21 protein-coding genes are annotated in these 14,423 nt (G+C 63.2%); 7 read left to right on the top strand and 14 right to left on the bottom strand.

Annotated features, from left to right (window positions below; genetic code table 11):
- Window positions 1-331: 331 nt before the first annotated feature.
- The 3 genes from KR49_RS03950 to purS are packed head-to-tail and all read right to left on the bottom strand — an operon-like array spanning window position 332 to window position 2,216.
- The gene (locus KR49_RS03950; RefSeq protein WP_043691850.1) at window positions 332-1,312 is read right to left on the bottom strand and encodes an LD-carboxypeptidase; all 981 of its coding nucleotides are present in this window, start codon (window positions 1,310-1,312) and stop codon (window positions 332-334) included.
- On the bottom strand, window positions 1,312-1,965 hold the full coding sequence (gene purQ, locus KR49_RS03945) for a phosphoribosylformylglycinamidine synthase subunit PurQ (RefSeq protein WP_043691846.1): 654 nt from the start codon (window positions 1,963-1,965) through the stop codon (window positions 1,312-1,314). Before purQ ends, KR49_RS03950 begins: the two co-directional genes overlap by 1 nt.
- Window positions 1,962-2,216, bottom strand: coding sequence for a phosphoribosylformylglycinamidine synthase subunit PurS (purS, locus tag KR49_RS03940; protein WP_043696732.1), 255 nt, complete (start codon window positions 2,214-2,216; stop codon window positions 1,962-1,964). The genes purQ and purS overlap by 4 nt, the downstream gene beginning before the upstream one ends.
- A 198-nt stretch (window positions 2,217-2,414) precedes the next feature.
- Between purS and KR49_RS03935 the strand changes: the two genes are divergently transcribed.
- Together KR49_RS03935 and KR49_RS03930 are read left to right on the top strand one after the other, a co-directional pair.
- Complete coding sequence (locus tag KR49_RS03935; protein ID WP_253912812.1) at window positions 2,415-2,684, top strand: hypothetical protein; 270 nt, start codon at window positions 2,415-2,417, stop codon at window positions 2,682-2,684.
- Window positions 2,685-2,720: 36 nt separating this feature from the next.
- Window positions 2,721-3,047 carry a hypothetical protein gene (locus KR49_RS03930; protein ID WP_043696728.1) on the top strand — a complete coding sequence of 109 codons (327 nt, stop codon included), beginning with the start codon at window positions 2,721-2,723 and terminating at the stop codon, window positions 3,045-3,047.
- Here the strand turns inward: KR49_RS03930 and KR49_RS03925 are convergent.
- Genes KR49_RS03925 through KR49_RS03915 form a run of 3 tightly spaced genes read right to left on the bottom strand, consistent with a single transcriptional unit; the run spans window position 3,008 to window position 5,047 of the window.
- The gene (locus KR49_RS03925) at window positions 3,008-4,030 is read right to left on the bottom strand and encodes a mechanosensitive ion channel family protein (protein ID WP_043691843.1); all 1,023 of its coding nucleotides are present in this window, start codon (window positions 4,028-4,030) and stop codon (window positions 3,008-3,010) included. The genes KR49_RS03930 and KR49_RS03925 overlap by 40 nt on opposite strands.
- A 37-nt stretch (window positions 4,031-4,067) precedes the next feature.
- Complete coding sequence (locus tag KR49_RS03920) at window positions 4,068-4,715, bottom strand: DUF938 domain-containing protein (RefSeq protein ID WP_043691840.1); 648 nt, start codon at window positions 4,713-4,715, stop codon at window positions 4,068-4,070.
- A 2-nt stretch (window positions 4,716-4,717) separates the two neighbouring features.
- Entirely contained in the window at window positions 4,718-5,047 is a 330-nt protein-coding gene (locus KR49_RS03915; RefSeq protein ID WP_043691838.1) for a helix-turn-helix transcriptional regulator, read from the bottom strand.
- A 48-nt stretch (window positions 5,048-5,095) separates the two neighbouring features.
- Here KR49_RS03915 and KR49_RS03910 point away from each other — a divergent pair, with 48 nt between their 5' ends.
- From KR49_RS03910 to KR49_RS03900, 3 genes are all read left to right on the top strand, one after another.
- On the top strand, window positions 5,096-6,118 hold the full coding sequence (locus KR49_RS03910) for an ArsJ-associated glyceraldehyde-3-phosphate dehydrogenase (RefSeq protein ID WP_043691835.1): 1,023 nt from the start codon (window positions 5,096-5,098) through the stop codon (window positions 6,116-6,118).
- On the top strand, window positions 6,115-7,368 hold the full coding sequence (arsJ, locus tag KR49_RS03905; RefSeq protein WP_043691832.1) for an organoarsenical effux MFS transporter ArsJ: 1,254 nt from the start codon (window positions 6,115-6,117) through the stop codon (window positions 7,366-7,368). Before KR49_RS03910 ends, arsJ begins: the two co-directional genes overlap by 4 nt.
- 88 nt (window positions 7,369-7,456) lie before the next feature.
- Window positions 7,457-7,675, top strand: a complete 219-nt coding sequence (locus KR49_RS03900; RefSeq protein WP_043696719.1) for a hypothetical protein — start codon at window positions 7,457-7,459, stop codon at window positions 7,673-7,675.
- 31 nt (window positions 7,676-7,706) lie between these two features.
- On the opposite strand, the gene KR49_RS12980 is transcribed toward KR49_RS03900, so the two are convergent.
- Window positions 7,707-8,729, bottom strand: a complete 1,023-nt coding sequence (locus KR49_RS12980; protein WP_052378156.1) for a leucine-rich repeat domain-containing protein — start codon at window positions 8,727-8,729, stop codon at window positions 7,707-7,709.
- 197 nt (window positions 8,730-8,926) lie between these two features.
- Window positions 8,927-9,142: a hypothetical protein gene (locus KR49_RS03890; protein WP_043696712.1), complete on the bottom strand. Its 216-nt coding sequence runs from the start codon at window positions 9,140-9,142 to the stop codon at window positions 8,927-8,929.
- A gap of 124 nt (window positions 9,143-9,266) precedes the next feature.
- Here KR49_RS03890 and KR49_RS03885 point away from each other — a divergent pair, with 124 nt between their 5' ends.
- Entirely contained in the window at window positions 9,267-9,458 is a 192-nt protein-coding gene (locus tag KR49_RS03885; RefSeq protein ID WP_043691830.1) for a hypothetical protein, read from the top strand.
- A 12-nt stretch (window positions 9,459-9,470) separates the two neighbouring features.
- On the opposite strand, the gene ppk2 is transcribed toward KR49_RS03885, so the two are convergent.
- The 3 genes from ppk2 to KR49_RS03870 form a co-directional block, all read right to left on the bottom strand.
- Window positions 9,471-10,358: a polyphosphate kinase 2 gene (gene ppk2, locus KR49_RS03880; RefSeq protein WP_371257654.1), complete on the bottom strand. Its 888-nt coding sequence runs from the start codon at window positions 10,356-10,358 to the stop codon at window positions 9,471-9,473.
- 64 nt (window positions 10,359-10,422) lie between these two features.
- Window positions 10,423-11,790 carry an ATP-binding protein gene (locus KR49_RS03875; protein WP_052378294.1) on the bottom strand — a complete coding sequence of 456 codons (1,368 nt, stop codon included), beginning with the start codon at window positions 11,788-11,790 and terminating at the stop codon, window positions 10,423-10,425.
- 1 nt (window position 11,791) lies between these two features.
- Window positions 11,792-12,517, bottom strand: coding sequence for a response regulator (locus KR49_RS03870; RefSeq protein ID WP_173402124.1), 726 nt, complete (start codon window positions 12,515-12,517; stop codon window positions 11,792-11,794).
- A 148-nt stretch (window positions 12,518-12,665) separates the two neighbouring features.
- Between KR49_RS03870 and KR49_RS03865 the strand changes: the two genes are divergently transcribed.
- Entirely contained in the window at window positions 12,666-13,133 is a 468-nt protein-coding gene (locus KR49_RS03865; RefSeq protein ID WP_043691825.1) for an EF-hand domain-containing protein, read from the top strand.
- Here KR49_RS03865 and KR49_RS03860 read toward each other — a convergent pair.
- From KR49_RS03860 to KR49_RS03850, 3 genes are read right to left on the bottom strand one after another with little or no spacing between them, the layout of a single operon-like run.
- The gene (locus KR49_RS03860; protein ID WP_043691822.1) at window positions 13,118-13,504 is read right to left on the bottom strand and encodes a hypothetical protein; all 387 of its coding nucleotides are present in this window, start codon (window positions 13,502-13,504) and stop codon (window positions 13,118-13,120) included. The genes KR49_RS03865 and KR49_RS03860 overlap by 16 nt on opposite strands.
- Window positions 13,501-13,746, bottom strand: coding sequence for a hypothetical protein (locus KR49_RS03855; RefSeq protein WP_043691820.1), 246 nt, complete (start codon window positions 13,744-13,746; stop codon window positions 13,501-13,503). The genes KR49_RS03860 and KR49_RS03855 overlap by 4 nt, the downstream gene beginning before the upstream one ends.
- Window positions 13,747-13,802: 56 nt before the next feature.
- Window positions 13,803-14,420, bottom strand: coding sequence for a DUF4335 domain-containing protein (locus KR49_RS03850; protein WP_043691817.1), 618 nt, complete (start codon window positions 14,418-14,420; stop codon window positions 13,803-13,805).
- Between the last annotated feature and the right edge of the window lie 3 nt (window positions 14,421-14,423).

Here is a 14,423-nt window from a genome sequence, read left to right as displayed (position 1 = left end):
ACTGCCGTCAGCCTCCAGGGTCGTGGGGATGCTGGTCCAACGTTTGCCTGCGTTTCTGCTGAACTGCCATTCACCCTGTTCAGCCGTTGCGGCGTTCCCAGTTAAGGCTGCACCGGTGAGCCCATCACTCGAGCTCAGAAGGGTTGAGATGGGGTGCGAGCTCAGCGTTAGCGAATCTTCCGTCAGAGCGTTGAGACTGATCGGTTGGCTTGCCATCTCGCATTAGCTAGCAATTTATCATAAGACATGCCGATATTTCGGGTTATAGTTATCGATTTATTAAGCGGATTGCTTGAAAATTATAATAAGTTTTTGGTGTTTTTAAGAGGTGTTAAAAGTTGCCGAAGCTGTTCGTTAACTGGATGATGCCGGTGCGCCCGTCGATCCGCGCCTCCGCGCCCAGGGGCAGCGCCATGTTGGGCAGTCCATGGCCCACGGGAAGGTCGACGACTAGCGGTACGCCCAGATCCCCCAGCCGCTCCTCCAGAATCTCCTCCATTGTGAAGTCACCGGGAAGGATGTCGTCCTTCTCCCAGCTGAACCGCCCGCAAGCCACGCCGGAGAGTTGCTGAAGCAACCCGGCGCTGCGCCACTGGGTCAACATCCGGTCCACCCGGTACGGGGCTTCGCCAACGTCTTCGAGCACCAGGATCGCGCCGCGCAGATCCGGCATCCAGGGGGTGCCGATCAGATGCGTTGCCACGGTGAGATTGGTCACCACCAGCGGCCCCTTGGCTTGGCCGGGCCGTCTGCCGACCCCCTGCAGTGGTGCCACCGGGTGTCCGCTCAGCAGAGCCACCGTCCGTTGCCAGCGTTCATCCGGTCCGCCGCTGGAACCATGGATGGCCCCCGGCAGCCCGGCGGCCCACTGGGCCAGCAGCAGCGAGCTGGAATCGGAGAAGCCCACCGTCCAAAGGGCCCGATCTGGGAAGCGGAAGCCCGCTTCCAGCACCCGTGCACCACCCCAGCCACCACCCACATACAGCACGCCGTCCACGGTCGGGTCGTTCCAGGCTGCGTTCAGCTCGGCGATGCGCTGCTGATCTGTTCCGGAGAAGTAGCGCCACTGGCGCCGCACCGTGTCGGGGATCTCCAGCAGCCATCCTTCAGCGGCACAGCGCTCGATCAGGGGGGTGAAATCCATCTCCGGATCCATCCAGGTGCCTGGATTCACCGCCCGTAGCCGTGAGCCACGGCGCAGCGGTGCCGGTCGGTTGGCGCCACCGGCCTGCGCGGCGCTCTGCCGATGAGGCAGCAACGCTGCCATCGCCGCCGTCGCTCCTGAGATCAGCAGCGATCGGCGGTTCCACATCAGCTCAGCAGCGCCTCGAGCATGGCCCGTCCGTCGATGCCCCCGATGGCCTCATCACAGGCCCGTTCCGGATGTGGCATCAGTCCCAGCACGTTGCCGGCCGGGTTGGTGATGCCGGCGATGTCGGCCACGGAGCCGTTGGGGTTGCTGCCGTAACGCAGGGCAACGGCATCGTCGTCCTGCAGTTGGTGCAGGGTCTCGTCGCTGCACTGGTAACGCCCTTCCCCGTGAGCGATCGGGAGGGTCAGCGTGCCTCCGGTGCCGTAGGCCCGCAGCCAGGGGCTGCGGGCACTGGCCACCTGCAGCTGCGCGTCCTCGCAGATGAAGTGCAGATCGCGGTTGCGGGTGAGGGCCCCGGGCAGCAGTCCAAGTTCGGTGAGCACCTGGAAGCCGTTGCAGATGCCCAGCACCCTGCCGCCGCGGGAGGCGAAATCCAGCAGCGACTGCAGCACCGGTGCGAAGCGGGCGATCGCTCCGCAGCGCAGATAGTCGCCGTAACTGAAGCCGCCGGGCAGCACCACCGCCTCCAGTCCGCTCAGGTCGGTGTCTTCATGCCAGAGCCGACGGGTGGGCATGCCGAGACAGCCTTCGGTGGCCCACTGCACATCCCGGTCGCAGTTGGAGCCGGGGAACACCACGACACCGATGCTCATGGGTTCTGCAGCTCCAGAGACCAGTCCTCGATCACCGGATTGGCCAGCAGCCGATCGCTCAGCAGTTCCAGGCGTCGCCGTGCCTCGGCTTCATCGGGGGCCTCCACCTCCATCTCGACCGACTTGCCGATGCGCAGTTTGCTGATGCCTTCCACGCCGAGCCTGTTGGCCGCGCTGCGGGCGGCTTCGCCGGCTGGATCGAGCACGGAGGGACGCAGGCGCACCAGGACGCGGGCTTGATAAAGCGGCACGATCACCGGAGGAGCTGGTTGAATCCTGCCAGACACTGACCCCTTAAGACATTCGTTGATCCTGGGCTGCTGCAGGGTCATGGCTCTGCACGTTGAAGGGAGTGCTTCCCCTGAGCCGTGTTCAGCGTCTCGTTGGTTCGGCCCTTGCTGCCGCAGGCGTTCGCACTCGTCATGTTTTGGACTGTCTGCAGTCCTGGGTTGACGGCCGGCACCGTCTCCCGGTCGATGGAGTGCCGAAGCGGCCGGCAGCCGTGGGTGGTCTGCCGGATGGTCGCGTCATCCCCGGGAGAGCGCTGGGTTCTGGAGATGGATCCACTGCCGGTGGCGTTCCGTCATGACGGAAGCGGGCGCATGCAGATGCGCCAGGGAGAACGCGGGCCCTGGACCTCGGTTGAACCACGCTGGGTCGGAGAGCGCACCCTCTGCTGGGGATCGGTCTGCGCCCGTGGAGATCTGGCTCTGGACTGACCCGGTGGTAGACCGGAATCCCATGCGGTGGTGGTGATGGCTGTCTTCTCGCTTCCCTGTCGCAGTTGTGGTGAACCGGTTGATATTCCCGGCCGTTACGGCTTCAAACTCAAGAATGCCGGGATCAGTGCATCCCTGTGCAACAACTGCCGGCGAGGGGGGTTTCTGCAGGCACGGCAGGATGGACTCAGTGCGGCCGATGCCGCTGACGTGAAGCCGGCTACACGGCGACTGATCCCCGTGTTGGCGATCGTTCTGCTGGCCTTGATCACCACCGTCGGTCTGTGGCTGCAGCGCGGCGCAGGGGCGCCCCCTGCAGGCGGTCAGGATGCCGTTACCGGTCTTGACTCCCCTTCCAGATAGAGCGTCTGGGTGGGGAAGGCGAAGGTGATGCCTTCGGCGGCGAAGGCTTCCATGATTCCGAGATTCACCTCCTGTTGAGCATTGAGAGCCATGGTGTAATCCCGGGTGTCGATGGTGTACACCAGCTCGAAATTGAGGCTGGAGTCGCCAAATTCCGTGAAATGGCAACGATTGAATGTTGTGTTGGCAATGGTGTTGATCACGGCCTCCACGATCGCGGGGATCGCTTTCATCTGATCCACTCCGGTATCATAGGTGACGCCGAGGGAGTAAATCATCCGCCGTGTGTTCATGTCGGCGAAATTGAGGATGGTGGCATTGGTGAGTGCCGAATTGTTCATCACCACGGCTTCTCCTCTGAGGCTGCGCAGGTGGGTGGAGCGCACCCCGATCCGCTCCACCGTGGCTGATGTGGACCCCACCGTGATGAACTGACCCACGGTGAAAGGTTTATCAAGAAGGATCATCAGGTAGGCAAACAGTTCCTGAGCGGGATCCTTGAGAGCCAGACCGATGCCGATGCCGCCGGCGCTGAGCAGAGCCCAGATGGCGGCGAGTTTCACCCCGAGGCTTTGCGAGAGCACGAGCACTCCGACGATCCAGACGAGGGCCTGCACCAGGGGCTGAAGACTCCTGAACAGCTGCTCGAGATCGTCCCCGGCCCGTCGGGCCACCCCCTCCAGAAAACGGCTGCCGACGCGATTCACAAAGCGGACGATCACCACGGTGCCGATGATCCTCAGCACCACGTCGTAAGCCCGCTGGATGTCGTTGGGAAGCCCCAGATTCGTCTGGGTCAACAACAGCACCACGACGATGCCGAAGGGCAGCACCGACTGCGACAGAGCTTTCAGAACGAAATCATCAAAGTCACTCGCGGTGCGTCGTGTGAACCGCGGCAGCACCCGTCGCAACAGCAACGATGCCGTCAGCGTGATCGCAACCCCGATGACAAAGTTCGTCAGAAAGAGCGTCAGATTCACCGGCCATGGAGTCACCGTCGCGAGTCTGAGCGGCTCTTCAGCACTTGGCAATCGTCATCCGTCGCTGCAGCACAAGCGTGAGATTGTTCGCCGGCATGGTGTGGCAGCTGATGCGTTCCATGGGCAGGGGCTCCAGCAGGTCGTCGATCCAGGCCACATCCCGCACACCCCAGCGGGGGTCCCGCTGTCTGAGGGACGCATCAAAGGCGGCATTGCTGGCACTGGTGTGCTGACCATCGCGGCGGAACGGTCCGTAGATGATCAGCAGGCCATCGTCCGGTAGGCGCTCACAGGCCTCCAGCAACAGCGCCTCGCTGCAGCCAGCGGGGCTGATGTGAAGCAGGTTGATGCACACCATGGCCGCGAGACCGTCGGCAACCGGTCCGGGAAGGCGCCAGGGACGCTCCTGCACATCGAGATCCAGCGCTGCCGGCATCACGTCATCCAATCCGGCATGGCGGATCCAGGCGTTGATGCTGGCGCGGTGATCGGGGTTCGGATCGCTTGCCTGCCAGAGCAGTCCGGGGAAGCGTTGCTGGAACGTAATCGCATGTTCCCCGCTGCCGCTGGCCAGTTCCAGCACCACGCCTCTGTCGGGAAGCAGCGTGTCGAGCAGGGCACCGATCGCCGCTCTGTTGCGTTCGGTGGCCGGGAAGATCAGCCGCTGGTCAGAGCCCTGGGTCACGGTCAGTCGCAGCAGGGTGCAGCCGCCGTGCTGCAGTGACGGCGCAGATCACTGAGCCAGGTCTCGAGATCTCGGATCATCAGCGGCTCCAGGCGGTAGTAGATCCAGCGGCCGCTCTGGCGATCGGAGACCAGCCCCGACTCCTTCAGCACCCGCAGATGGAAGGACAGCTTGGACTGGGCGAGATCCAGATCGCTGGTCAGATCACAGACGCAGCGTTCACCCTTCCCCAGCTGCAGCAGGATCCGCTGCCGGGTGGGATCCGCCAGGGCCTTGAGCAGGCTGCTGGCCTGATCGGCGCTGAGCCGGGTGTCAGTGGCGTGTTGTTGCATCAATCAAGATTGATTGATCAAAATGAACCCGTCAATTTTCACAGCCCCATGCGCATCGGTATCAACGGCTTCGGTCGCATCGGTCGGCTGGTGTTCCGCGCACTCTGGGGCCGTCCGGGCATTGAGCTCGTGCACGTCAACGACCCTGCCGGGGATGCCGTCACCGCCGCCCACCTGCTGGAGTTCGATTCGGTGCACGGCCGCTGGGATCGGGGCATCTCAAGCGATGCCGATGGTTTCTCGGTGCAGGGATCCCCGTTGACCTGGTCGAGCAGCAGGGACATCACCGCCGTGCCCTGGAAGGAGCGTGGGGTGGAGATGGTGCTGGAGGCCAGCGGCAAGATCAAGACACCGGAGACGCTCAATCCCTATTTCGAGAGCGTCGGGCTGAAGCGGGTGATCGTGGGTTGTCCGGTGAAAGGTGAGGTGGCCGGCGAGGAGGCCCTCAACATCGTCTATGGCATCAACCATCACCTCTACGAACCGCACCGTCATCGCCTGATCACCGCGGCGTCCTGCACCACCAACTGCCTTGCACCGGTGGTGAAGGTCGTGCATGAGACCTTCGGCATCGAGCACGGAATGATCACCACCATTCACGACATCACCAACACCCAGGTGCCGATCGATGCCTTCAAGAGCGATCTGCGGCGGGCCCGCTCCGGCCTCACGTCCCTGATCCCCACGACCACCGGCTCGGCCAAGGCGATCGCGATGATCTTCCCCGAGCTGAAAGGCAAGCTCAACGGCCATGCCGTCCGGGTGCCGCTGCTCAATGGCTCCCTCACCGATGCGGTGTTCGAGCTCAAGCAGGCCGTCAGCGTCGAGCAGGTGAACGCCGCCTTCAGAGCCGCTGCCGAGGGTCCCCTGAAGGGAATCCTGGGTTACGAGGAGCGGCCTCTGGTGTCCTGCGACTACACCAACGACGATCGCAGTTCCATCGTCGATGCTCTGTCGACGATGGTGGTGGACGACACCCAGCTGAAGGTGTTCGCCTGGTACGACAACGAGTGGGGCTACAGCTGCCGCATGGCGGATCTCACCTGCCGCGTGGTGGAGCTGGACGCGTGAAGCTCTCCGCTCTCCAGCAGTACGGCATCGTCACCGTCAACTACTGGGCGTTCACGCTCACCGACGGTGCGCTGCGGATGCTCGTGGTGTTCCACTTCCACAAGCTGGGCTACAGCACCCTTGAGATCGCCTTTCTGTTCCTCTTCTACGAGTTCTTCGGGGTGGTCACCAATCTCTACGGCGGCTGGATCGGTGCGCGCTATGGCCTGCGCCTGACCCTCTGGGTCGGCACCCTGCTGCAGATCCTCTCCCTGGTGATGCTGATCCCGGTGGCAGCCAGCTGGCCGAAGCTGCTCAGCGTCGGCTACGTGATGGTGGCCCAGGCGATCAGCGGCATCGCCAAGGATCTCAACAAGATGAGTGCCAAGAGCGCCATTAAGACGGTGGTGCCTGAGACTCCTGACGATGCGCAGCGTGGGGAGAAGCAGCTGTTCAAATGGGTGGCGATCCTCACGGGCTCAAAGAATGCCCTCAAGGGGGTGGGCTTCTTTCTCGGAGCGGTGCTGCTCACGATGTTCGGGTTCAACGCGGCCGTTGGCTGGATGGCGGCCGGCCTGGCCATGGCCTTCCTGATCACCCTGGTGCTGCCGGGTGAGATCGGAAAGATGAAGGCCAAGCCGGCCTTTTCGTCGCTGTTCTCCAAATCCGAGGGGATCAACGTGCTCTCTCTGGCGCGGTTCTTTCTGTTCGGTGCCCGTGATGTGTGGTTCGTGGTAGCGCTGCCGGTGTTTCTGGAGGCGTCGCTCGGCTGGAACTTCGAGCAGGTCGGGGCCTTCATGGGCACCTGGGTGATCGGTTACGGCATCGTTCAGGGGACGGCTCCAGGTCTGCGGCGTCTCTGGGGGCAGACCACCACACCGGGGGTGTCGGCGGTTCAGTTCTGGAGCGCCCTGCTCACGGCCATCCCGGCCCTGATCGGCGTGGCGCTGTGGAGAGAGGCGAATGTGGGCGTGGCGATCACCGCAGGTCTGGCGGCCTTCGGCGTCGTGTTCGCAATGAATTCATCGATCCATTCCTACATGGTGCTGGCCTACACCGATGCGGAGAGCGTCAGCCTCAACGTCGGCTTCTATTACATGGCCAATGCCGCAGGACGTCTGGTGGGAACCCTGCTCTCCGGGGCCGTGTTCATGCTGGGACGCACCGCAGCCGGCGGCATGCAGGCCTGTCTTTGGTGTTCGTCTCTGCTGGTGCTGCTCGCCTGGATCAGCAGCCTGCGGTTGCCACCACCGTTGCGGGCGGCACCCTGAGGACAATCTGAGAAAGATCTCAGCGGTAGGCATTCATACAGCTCTAAATGAAGGGCAGAGCATGAATGGATCTGTCGCCCCGAATGTGATGTCTCACGAACCAGGAAGCCCGGATTGTCGCCTTGTGATCGATGCCAAGCGTTCCCTTGAGGATGTGCTCCGGGTTCTCGATGGGATGCCCCACACCGATCACATCCGTCGACAGCTGCTGTCGGTCTACAACCAACTGGAAGGGATGCACGATCTGAAACGGGCCGGTGGTGCGGATGTTTCCTTCCGTTCCACCGACTGGTGCTCCGCCAAGTAAGCAAGCAGCCGCTCTTCATCCGTAGGGGTGGTCATCCGTTGATCAGGGGAAGCGCCACAGTGGTGGTGATCGGGTCCAGGCCCACGATGGATCGCAGAACAGCGATCGCATCGCCGACACCGATGGCCCCGCTCTGATCGACATCCATCAGAGAGCTGGGGTTCACCCCTGGGAATTTGGTCATCGATTCCTCCAAGCCGACCACGGTTCTGAGGATTGAAATGGCATCGCTGACCCCAAGGTCTCCGCTGTTATCAACGTCTCCGATCAGAGCATCCGTCTGTCCGGTGATTCCATCGCGATGATTCAGGGTTGCGTCGGAGTCAAAGACGCTGGTGGTGGTCGACTCGGCGTCGAAACGCGTTGGGAGATACACGCTCAGATCACTGGATCCCTGAAAGGCTTCGTCTCCGATGGCTGTCACGGAGTCGGGAATCACAAGGTCTGACAGGTTGTTGTTGGCGAAGGCCCGCTCGCCGATCGACTCCACCGTGTTGGGGATCGAGACCCGCGTCAGCTGTGAGCCGTGGAAGGCATCGTCCCCGATGGACGTAACGCCATTGGGGATGGTGATGTCGGTCAGTTGTGTCTGGTAGAAAGCGAACGATTCGATCGAGCGTGTGGATTCGGGCAGCTCAATCGTCTGCAGCTGCGTGTCGGAGAACAGCGCCGGCGGAATGGTGGTGATCGCATCCGAGAGGGTTGCTTCGGTGATGCGGGATCCCCGGAATGCGCTTTCCCCAAGCTGTGTCACGGACTCTGGCAGCCGGATGCTGGTGAGGCCGGACGCACGGAAGGCGCCGATGTCAACCGTGGTGACTGATTCAGGAATGGCGATGGAGGTCAGCCGGCTGGCGCTCTGAAAGGCGTAGGAGCCGATCCGTGTAACCGTGCTTGGGATGACGACGGCGGTCAGGTTGGCTGGGCGGCCGATCTCCTCGCTCAGGTTGCTGAGGGTGTTGTCAGGGATCTCAGTGGAACCCTCAAGTATCACAAGTTCCGTGCCGTAGCGAGCCCCTTGCGGGTCGAAATTCAGCTGATAAGTGAAGCTCACAGCCTTGTGACATTCAACCCGATTTTACTTGGTTACCAGGCCTAAGATCGCATCAGTCGCTGCGATGCCATGTTTGAAAATGACCGCCGTCCGGCATGGTTGAACTGGTTGTTTTTGCTGATGTTTTTATATTCTTCCTGGCAATTATCAGCGTTCTGGTTTCAGCGATTTCACGGTTGATCCCGAAGGCGGCAGGCTCAGGCCATTCCGGCTCCGGTGAGCCGGATCGTGCCCCAAAGATCGAAGACGCAGAAGATCAGTCCGATGACGATCAGATCCCAGGCGCGATGGCGAACGGCCCAGGGGGCGAGGAACAGTTCGGCAACACCGTGAAGGGCCGTGCCGATGGCGATGTGTTCCAGCACCAGAAGGCCGTGAGCCAACAGGAAAAGCCCGCTGGCCACGCATCGCATCAGCACCTGCCAGGACCCGCCCAAATTCCTGTGAGGAAAGAAAGGTCCAGCACCTTAAGCGTGATGGGGCCACGGCTCAAGGTCCGACGTTGGCATGATGTAACGAAGTAGTTACATCACTCTCATGACCATCGGTGAGCTCTTCCTGGAGTCCCTGAACAGCGGTGTCATCACCGAAGGTGATGTGAACTGGCTGGCCCACCATCAGGATGATTTCAGCCGGGCGGAGGTGGCCACCGCCATCCGGCTCGGACGCCTGATGGACGAAGGCGAGGTGAACCTCGGCTGTCATCTGCCTGTGGCCGCTGCGGCTTGAGTCTGCTGAGGATCAGTCCCGGTAGGGGTAGTTGTTCGGAACGAAGAACTGCTCGTTGAAAGGGGGACGCTTGTAGTCCCCCTGCTCCGGGCGGCTCGGCATCTCGATCGGGTCCGGCGTCATGTCCTCATAGGGCACCTTGCTGAGCACGTGGCTGAGGCAGTTCAGGCGGGCACGGCGTTTGTCATTCGCCTCAACGGTGAACCAGGGAGCCTCGGGGATATGGGTCTTGGAGAACATGATGTCCTTGGCTCTTGAATATTCGACCCAGCGGTTGCGGGATTCGATGTCCATCGGGCTCAACTTCCAGCGCCGCTCCTCGCAATCGATACGCGCCTGGAAGCGCTTCTCCTGCTCCTCGTCGTTGATCGAGAACCAGTACTTCAGCAGCAGGATGCCGTCCTGGACGATCATCCGCTCGAACTGAGGGCAGGCCACGTAGAACTGCTCCACCTGCTCCGGGGTGGCAAACCCCATCACCCGCTCCACTCCGGCGCGGTTGTACCAGCTGCGATCGAAGACGACGATCTCGCCGGCGCTGGGGAAATGCTCCACATAGCGCTGGAAGTACCACTGGCTCTTCTGTTGATCGGACGGCGTGCCCAGGGCGACGACCCGGCATCCGCGCGGATTCATCGGTTCGGTGAGGCGTTTGATCGAACCGCCCTTGCCGGCGGCATCCCGTCCCTCGAACAGGATGATCATCCTGAAGCCTGTGGCCTTCACCCAGTACTGCATCTTCACCAGTTCGGACTGGAGCTTCGCCAGTTCCTTCTCGTAGGTCTTCTTCTCCAGGCGCTTGTGATCGCTGGAGAAGCCGTCCTGGAGTTCGATCAGCATTTCCTGGGGGTGATCGATATCGCCGTCACTGTGGTCCAGAGCGTCCAGCACAGATGCCATGTCGTGCTTCTGGTTTTTGCTCATCGGTCGCGGAACTCGATGGACTATTCATGCCACCGTCACGTTAAGAACGGATTTCAGATCGCGATTTCCGATCAGTTTCGGAGCCCGGCCTGCCGTTGGCCTCCGTGGCAGGAATCTCCAGCACGACAGCGAAGTGACCGGGTTCGGAACCGGAGGCGGCCTGCCGGAAACGGATGCGACCGCCGTGCTGAGTCACCACATGGCCGACGATCGCCAGACCGAGGCCGCAATGTCCCTGCTCGCCACGGGCCTCGTCGAGGCGCTGGAACGGTTGCTGGGCACGATCCCACTGTTCCGGGGGTATGCCGTCGCCCTGGTCCCAGACCTCGATGCAGAACCCCGGATCCCGATCCAGCAGACGCACCACAAGCGGAGGTCGGCCATAGGTGAGCGCGTTGTCGATCAGGTTGGAGACCGCTCGTCCGAGCGCCACCGGCCGCACGTCGGCCGTGATCGGCAGCAGGTCAAGCCGGAGTTGCTCCTGGGGATGGCCCGCCGCCACTTCCGCGAGCCATTGATCCAGCGGACAGGCCACCATCCGTTCCCGTTCTCCCCCGCCGGCATAAAGAAGAAACTGGCCGGTGATCCGTTCCAGTGCCTCGAGATCACTGGTGCAGCGTTGTCGCTCGTCCGCCCCGAGCCTCGGCAGCGAGAGGCGGAAGCGCAGCCGTGTGATCGGGGCGCGCAGGTCATGGGCAATGCCGGCGAGCATGGTGGCGCGCTCGCGCCGGTTCGTCGCCAGGCGCTGCACCATGGCATTGAAGCGACGGGTGATCCGCTGCACCTCGGGTGCCCCGCTGACGGGGACCGTGGCCGGATCGGAGCCTTCCCCCACCCTTGAGAGGGCCCGCTCCAGTCCGCGCAGGGGCCGTTCCACCTCCAGCAGCAGATAGAGAACCCCGGTGAAGATCACCGCTGCGACCAGGGCAACCACCAGCAGCATCGGCTCCGGTGGCCAGCCTCGTGCCGTCGGCAGTTCCACCCGCAGCCAGACCGGTTCCAGTGGAGAGATCAGCTCGATCCACACGCCCTGTTGGCGAGAGCTCCCCTGCGCCGGCAGCAGGGTCGGGCAATGGGAGAGGCGTGTGCAAAGTTCGTTCTGCAGTCCCTGCATGCGCCGGTGCAGTCCGGCATCCACCGGACCGGCCCGGGGTGGCCGCTCCATCACCGCCAGCTGCAGGCCCGTCAGTTCGTTGATGAGCACCGGTGGGTAGCGCTCCAGCGTCAGTTCCGTCAGCCGCACATTGAGCGCCAGTTCCCGGCCCAGCTGAACGGTCTGCACCCGTTCCAGCTGTCGGCCGAACAGCACCTGCAGCAGCAGAAGAGCCAGCACCCAGCCCCCCACCAGGAGGCCGCTCCAGCAGCTCACGCGCAGGATCAGCCGCCACCAGGAGACGGCCAGCCTCATCTCAGCGGGAGCGGGGCGTGCCATCCGGCACAAAGACGTAGCCGTATCCCCATACGGTCTGCAGGTAGCGAGGTCGTGTCGGGTCCGGCTCCACCAGCTTGCGCACCCTGGACACCTGCACATCCATGCTGCGACTGTCGGTCTCACAACCGGGTCCGCGGGCCAGCTCGATCAACCGTTCCCGGGACAGAGGGCGGTGGGGATGCTGAACGAATGCGGCCAGAAGACTGAACTCGCCGCTGGTGATCACAACGGGTTGATCGTTCTGGAGCAGTGTGCGGGCCGAGAGATCGAGCACGTTCTCCCCGAAGCTCACCTGGCCGCCTTCCGCCACCGGGGTTCCTGCCGGAACGGTGCTGCGGCGGCGCAGCACCGCCTCGATGCGGGCGGAAAGCTCCCGCGGCAGAAATGGCTTCCCGAGGTAGTCATCCGCTCCCTGTTCCAGGCCGATGATCCGATCCACGGCCTCTCCCCGGGCGGTGAGCATCACCACAGGCAGGTCATCTCCGGCATCGCGCAGACGGCGCAGAGCCGTCAGCCCATCGTCGCCGGGGAGCATCAGATCCAGCACCACAAGATCCGGACGCTGGAACTCCAGGCGGGCCTCCATCTGCTTCACATCGCAGAGGCAGCGCACGTCGTAGCCCTGATCGATCAGATAGGTCCCGACCATCTTGCGCAGCTCGGGATCGTCATCGACCACCCACACCATCGATGCACGGGTCATGGTCAGCTGTTCGGATTCCGTCGGATGAGCCGATCGTATGCAGAGGGGCCTGGACTGTCGTCGTTCAGGGGAACCCTGTCACAGCTGCCGCCACCCCGGTCACGTTTCAGACACCGCCAGGGCTTGATGGTCTCCATAGGCTGGATTCATGCCTGCTCCCTTGACTTCCGGGGCCCTTGCACTGGCCCTGTCCATCCTTTCGACGGCATCGTCCGCCATAGCCCAGTCCAACGGACAGCCGATGCAGGTGTACAGCACCCGGATGCAGGCTCTGTTCGTGAGGCTCGATGCGAACCGCGACGGGCGCCTTGATCCGGGGGAGCTCCAGGGCCGTCGGGCTCTCGAGCGGCGTCTGCGTCGCACGAAAGGTCGCACTTATCTGTTGATCGAAGATCTGAGCGTTCCCGCTGCCCAGCCGAGCGGCCAGCGGCTGAAGCGTCGCTTCCACAAGGCCGATCTCAACGGTGACAAGTCGCTCAGCCGAGTGGAGGCCGCTGCGATTCCCTGGATCGGCCGTCATTTCGACCGACTGGACGGTGACCGTGACGGGGGTGTCACGCTCGCGGAACTCTGGAATCTGCAGCGCTCCCTGGCGCCCCGTCAGCGTCGACCCTGATCGGGTGGCGACAGCATCAGGCGGAGCAGTCGCAGCAATCGCCACACACCGCCGAGGATCAGAACAGCGGCGAGCACCACAAGCGCTCCGATCAGCACCACGGCCGCCAGTCCCAGCAGAGCTTCCAGCAGTTGCTGGATGCCGCGGATCAGATCAGCGATGGCCTCGCTCACCAGCAGCACCACATCCACCTGCTCCGGCAGGCGTTGCAGCAGGACGACCACGCCGATCCCTCCACTGAGCATCAGCAGAACCGCCAACAGCTGACGCACGACCAGTCCGGTTGGAATGCGGCGACGGCGTCGGAAGACCTGCCGTGATCCCTCCCCTCGCTGGGGACCACGCTGGGGTCGGCGGGCCACCTTGCTCATAGAACCAGCGAGTGTCCGGCACCGCGCATCCAGCGCTCGAATTCGATCAACACCAGTTCATTCGGGCAGTCGATCAGGGTGAGGCTGCCCACGGTGCAGTCTCCGTATCCGCTGTGGTGGAGCGTCAGGTGGTATCCCGAGCCGCTGAGGCCGCACACCTCGGGATCACTGCGCACCACCACGTCCAGGGAGGCGCCGATGCGGGCGACACGCCTTCTCAGTTCAGACCAGCTCACCGTCATCGCGGAGCACCGAACAGCTCGCCTAAGCGACGATTCTGAAGCCTGTGCAGCGCTCGTCAACGCTCTGCTTCCGCGGCCGGTTGTTCGGATGGTTGCACCGGTGCTGTGGTCGGCTTCTCCTGCAGCGGCGGGAGAGGCAGCACGAGCGCTGCCGCGACGCTGGAGGCCAGGGCGAGACCGCCGAGCACGGGGGCACTCAGGCGGCGCTGCAGAGGAATCTTCTCCACCAGCTCCTGACGCGGCAACGGCCTGTTCTCGGCCAGCTGCCAGCTCAGCTGGACCCGCTGATCGAGTCGAAGCCGGTCCAGGCAGCGCACGAGATCCGAGAGCTCGGCGTCATCGAGCATCAGCCGCAGCGGCTCGATGCCGTCCTGACTGCTGCGCAGCAGCAGCTGATGCTGGGCCCCTGCCGGTTCAATGGTCACGACGTCACCATCGGAGGCGAAGGACCGCCCCACGCCGGAGAGCAGGTGGCGGGCGTAGGGCATCACCACGGCCATCAGTGCTTCCAGGTGTTCGCGGGTTCCCTGGAGTTCCGGGGCTGCCACCAGCTGCATCCGCCATCCGGAGAGGATCCCGATGGCATCCACGGGTTGCCCTGAAGACAGATCCGGGTAGCCCTCCACCAGCAGTCGCGCAGCGGTCTGTTCGTAGCGGTAAGCGTTCTTCTGCATGCT

It is taken from the genome of Synechococcus sp. KORDI-49 (genome assembly GCF_000737575.1).
In the GTDB taxonomy this organism is placed as follows: Bacteria; Cyanobacteriota; Cyanobacteriia; order PCC-6307; family Cyanobiaceae; genus Parasynechococcus.
The sequence above is the reverse complement of the archived record's forward strand: the minus strand, read 5'-3'. Positions and strand labels throughout refer to the sequence as shown.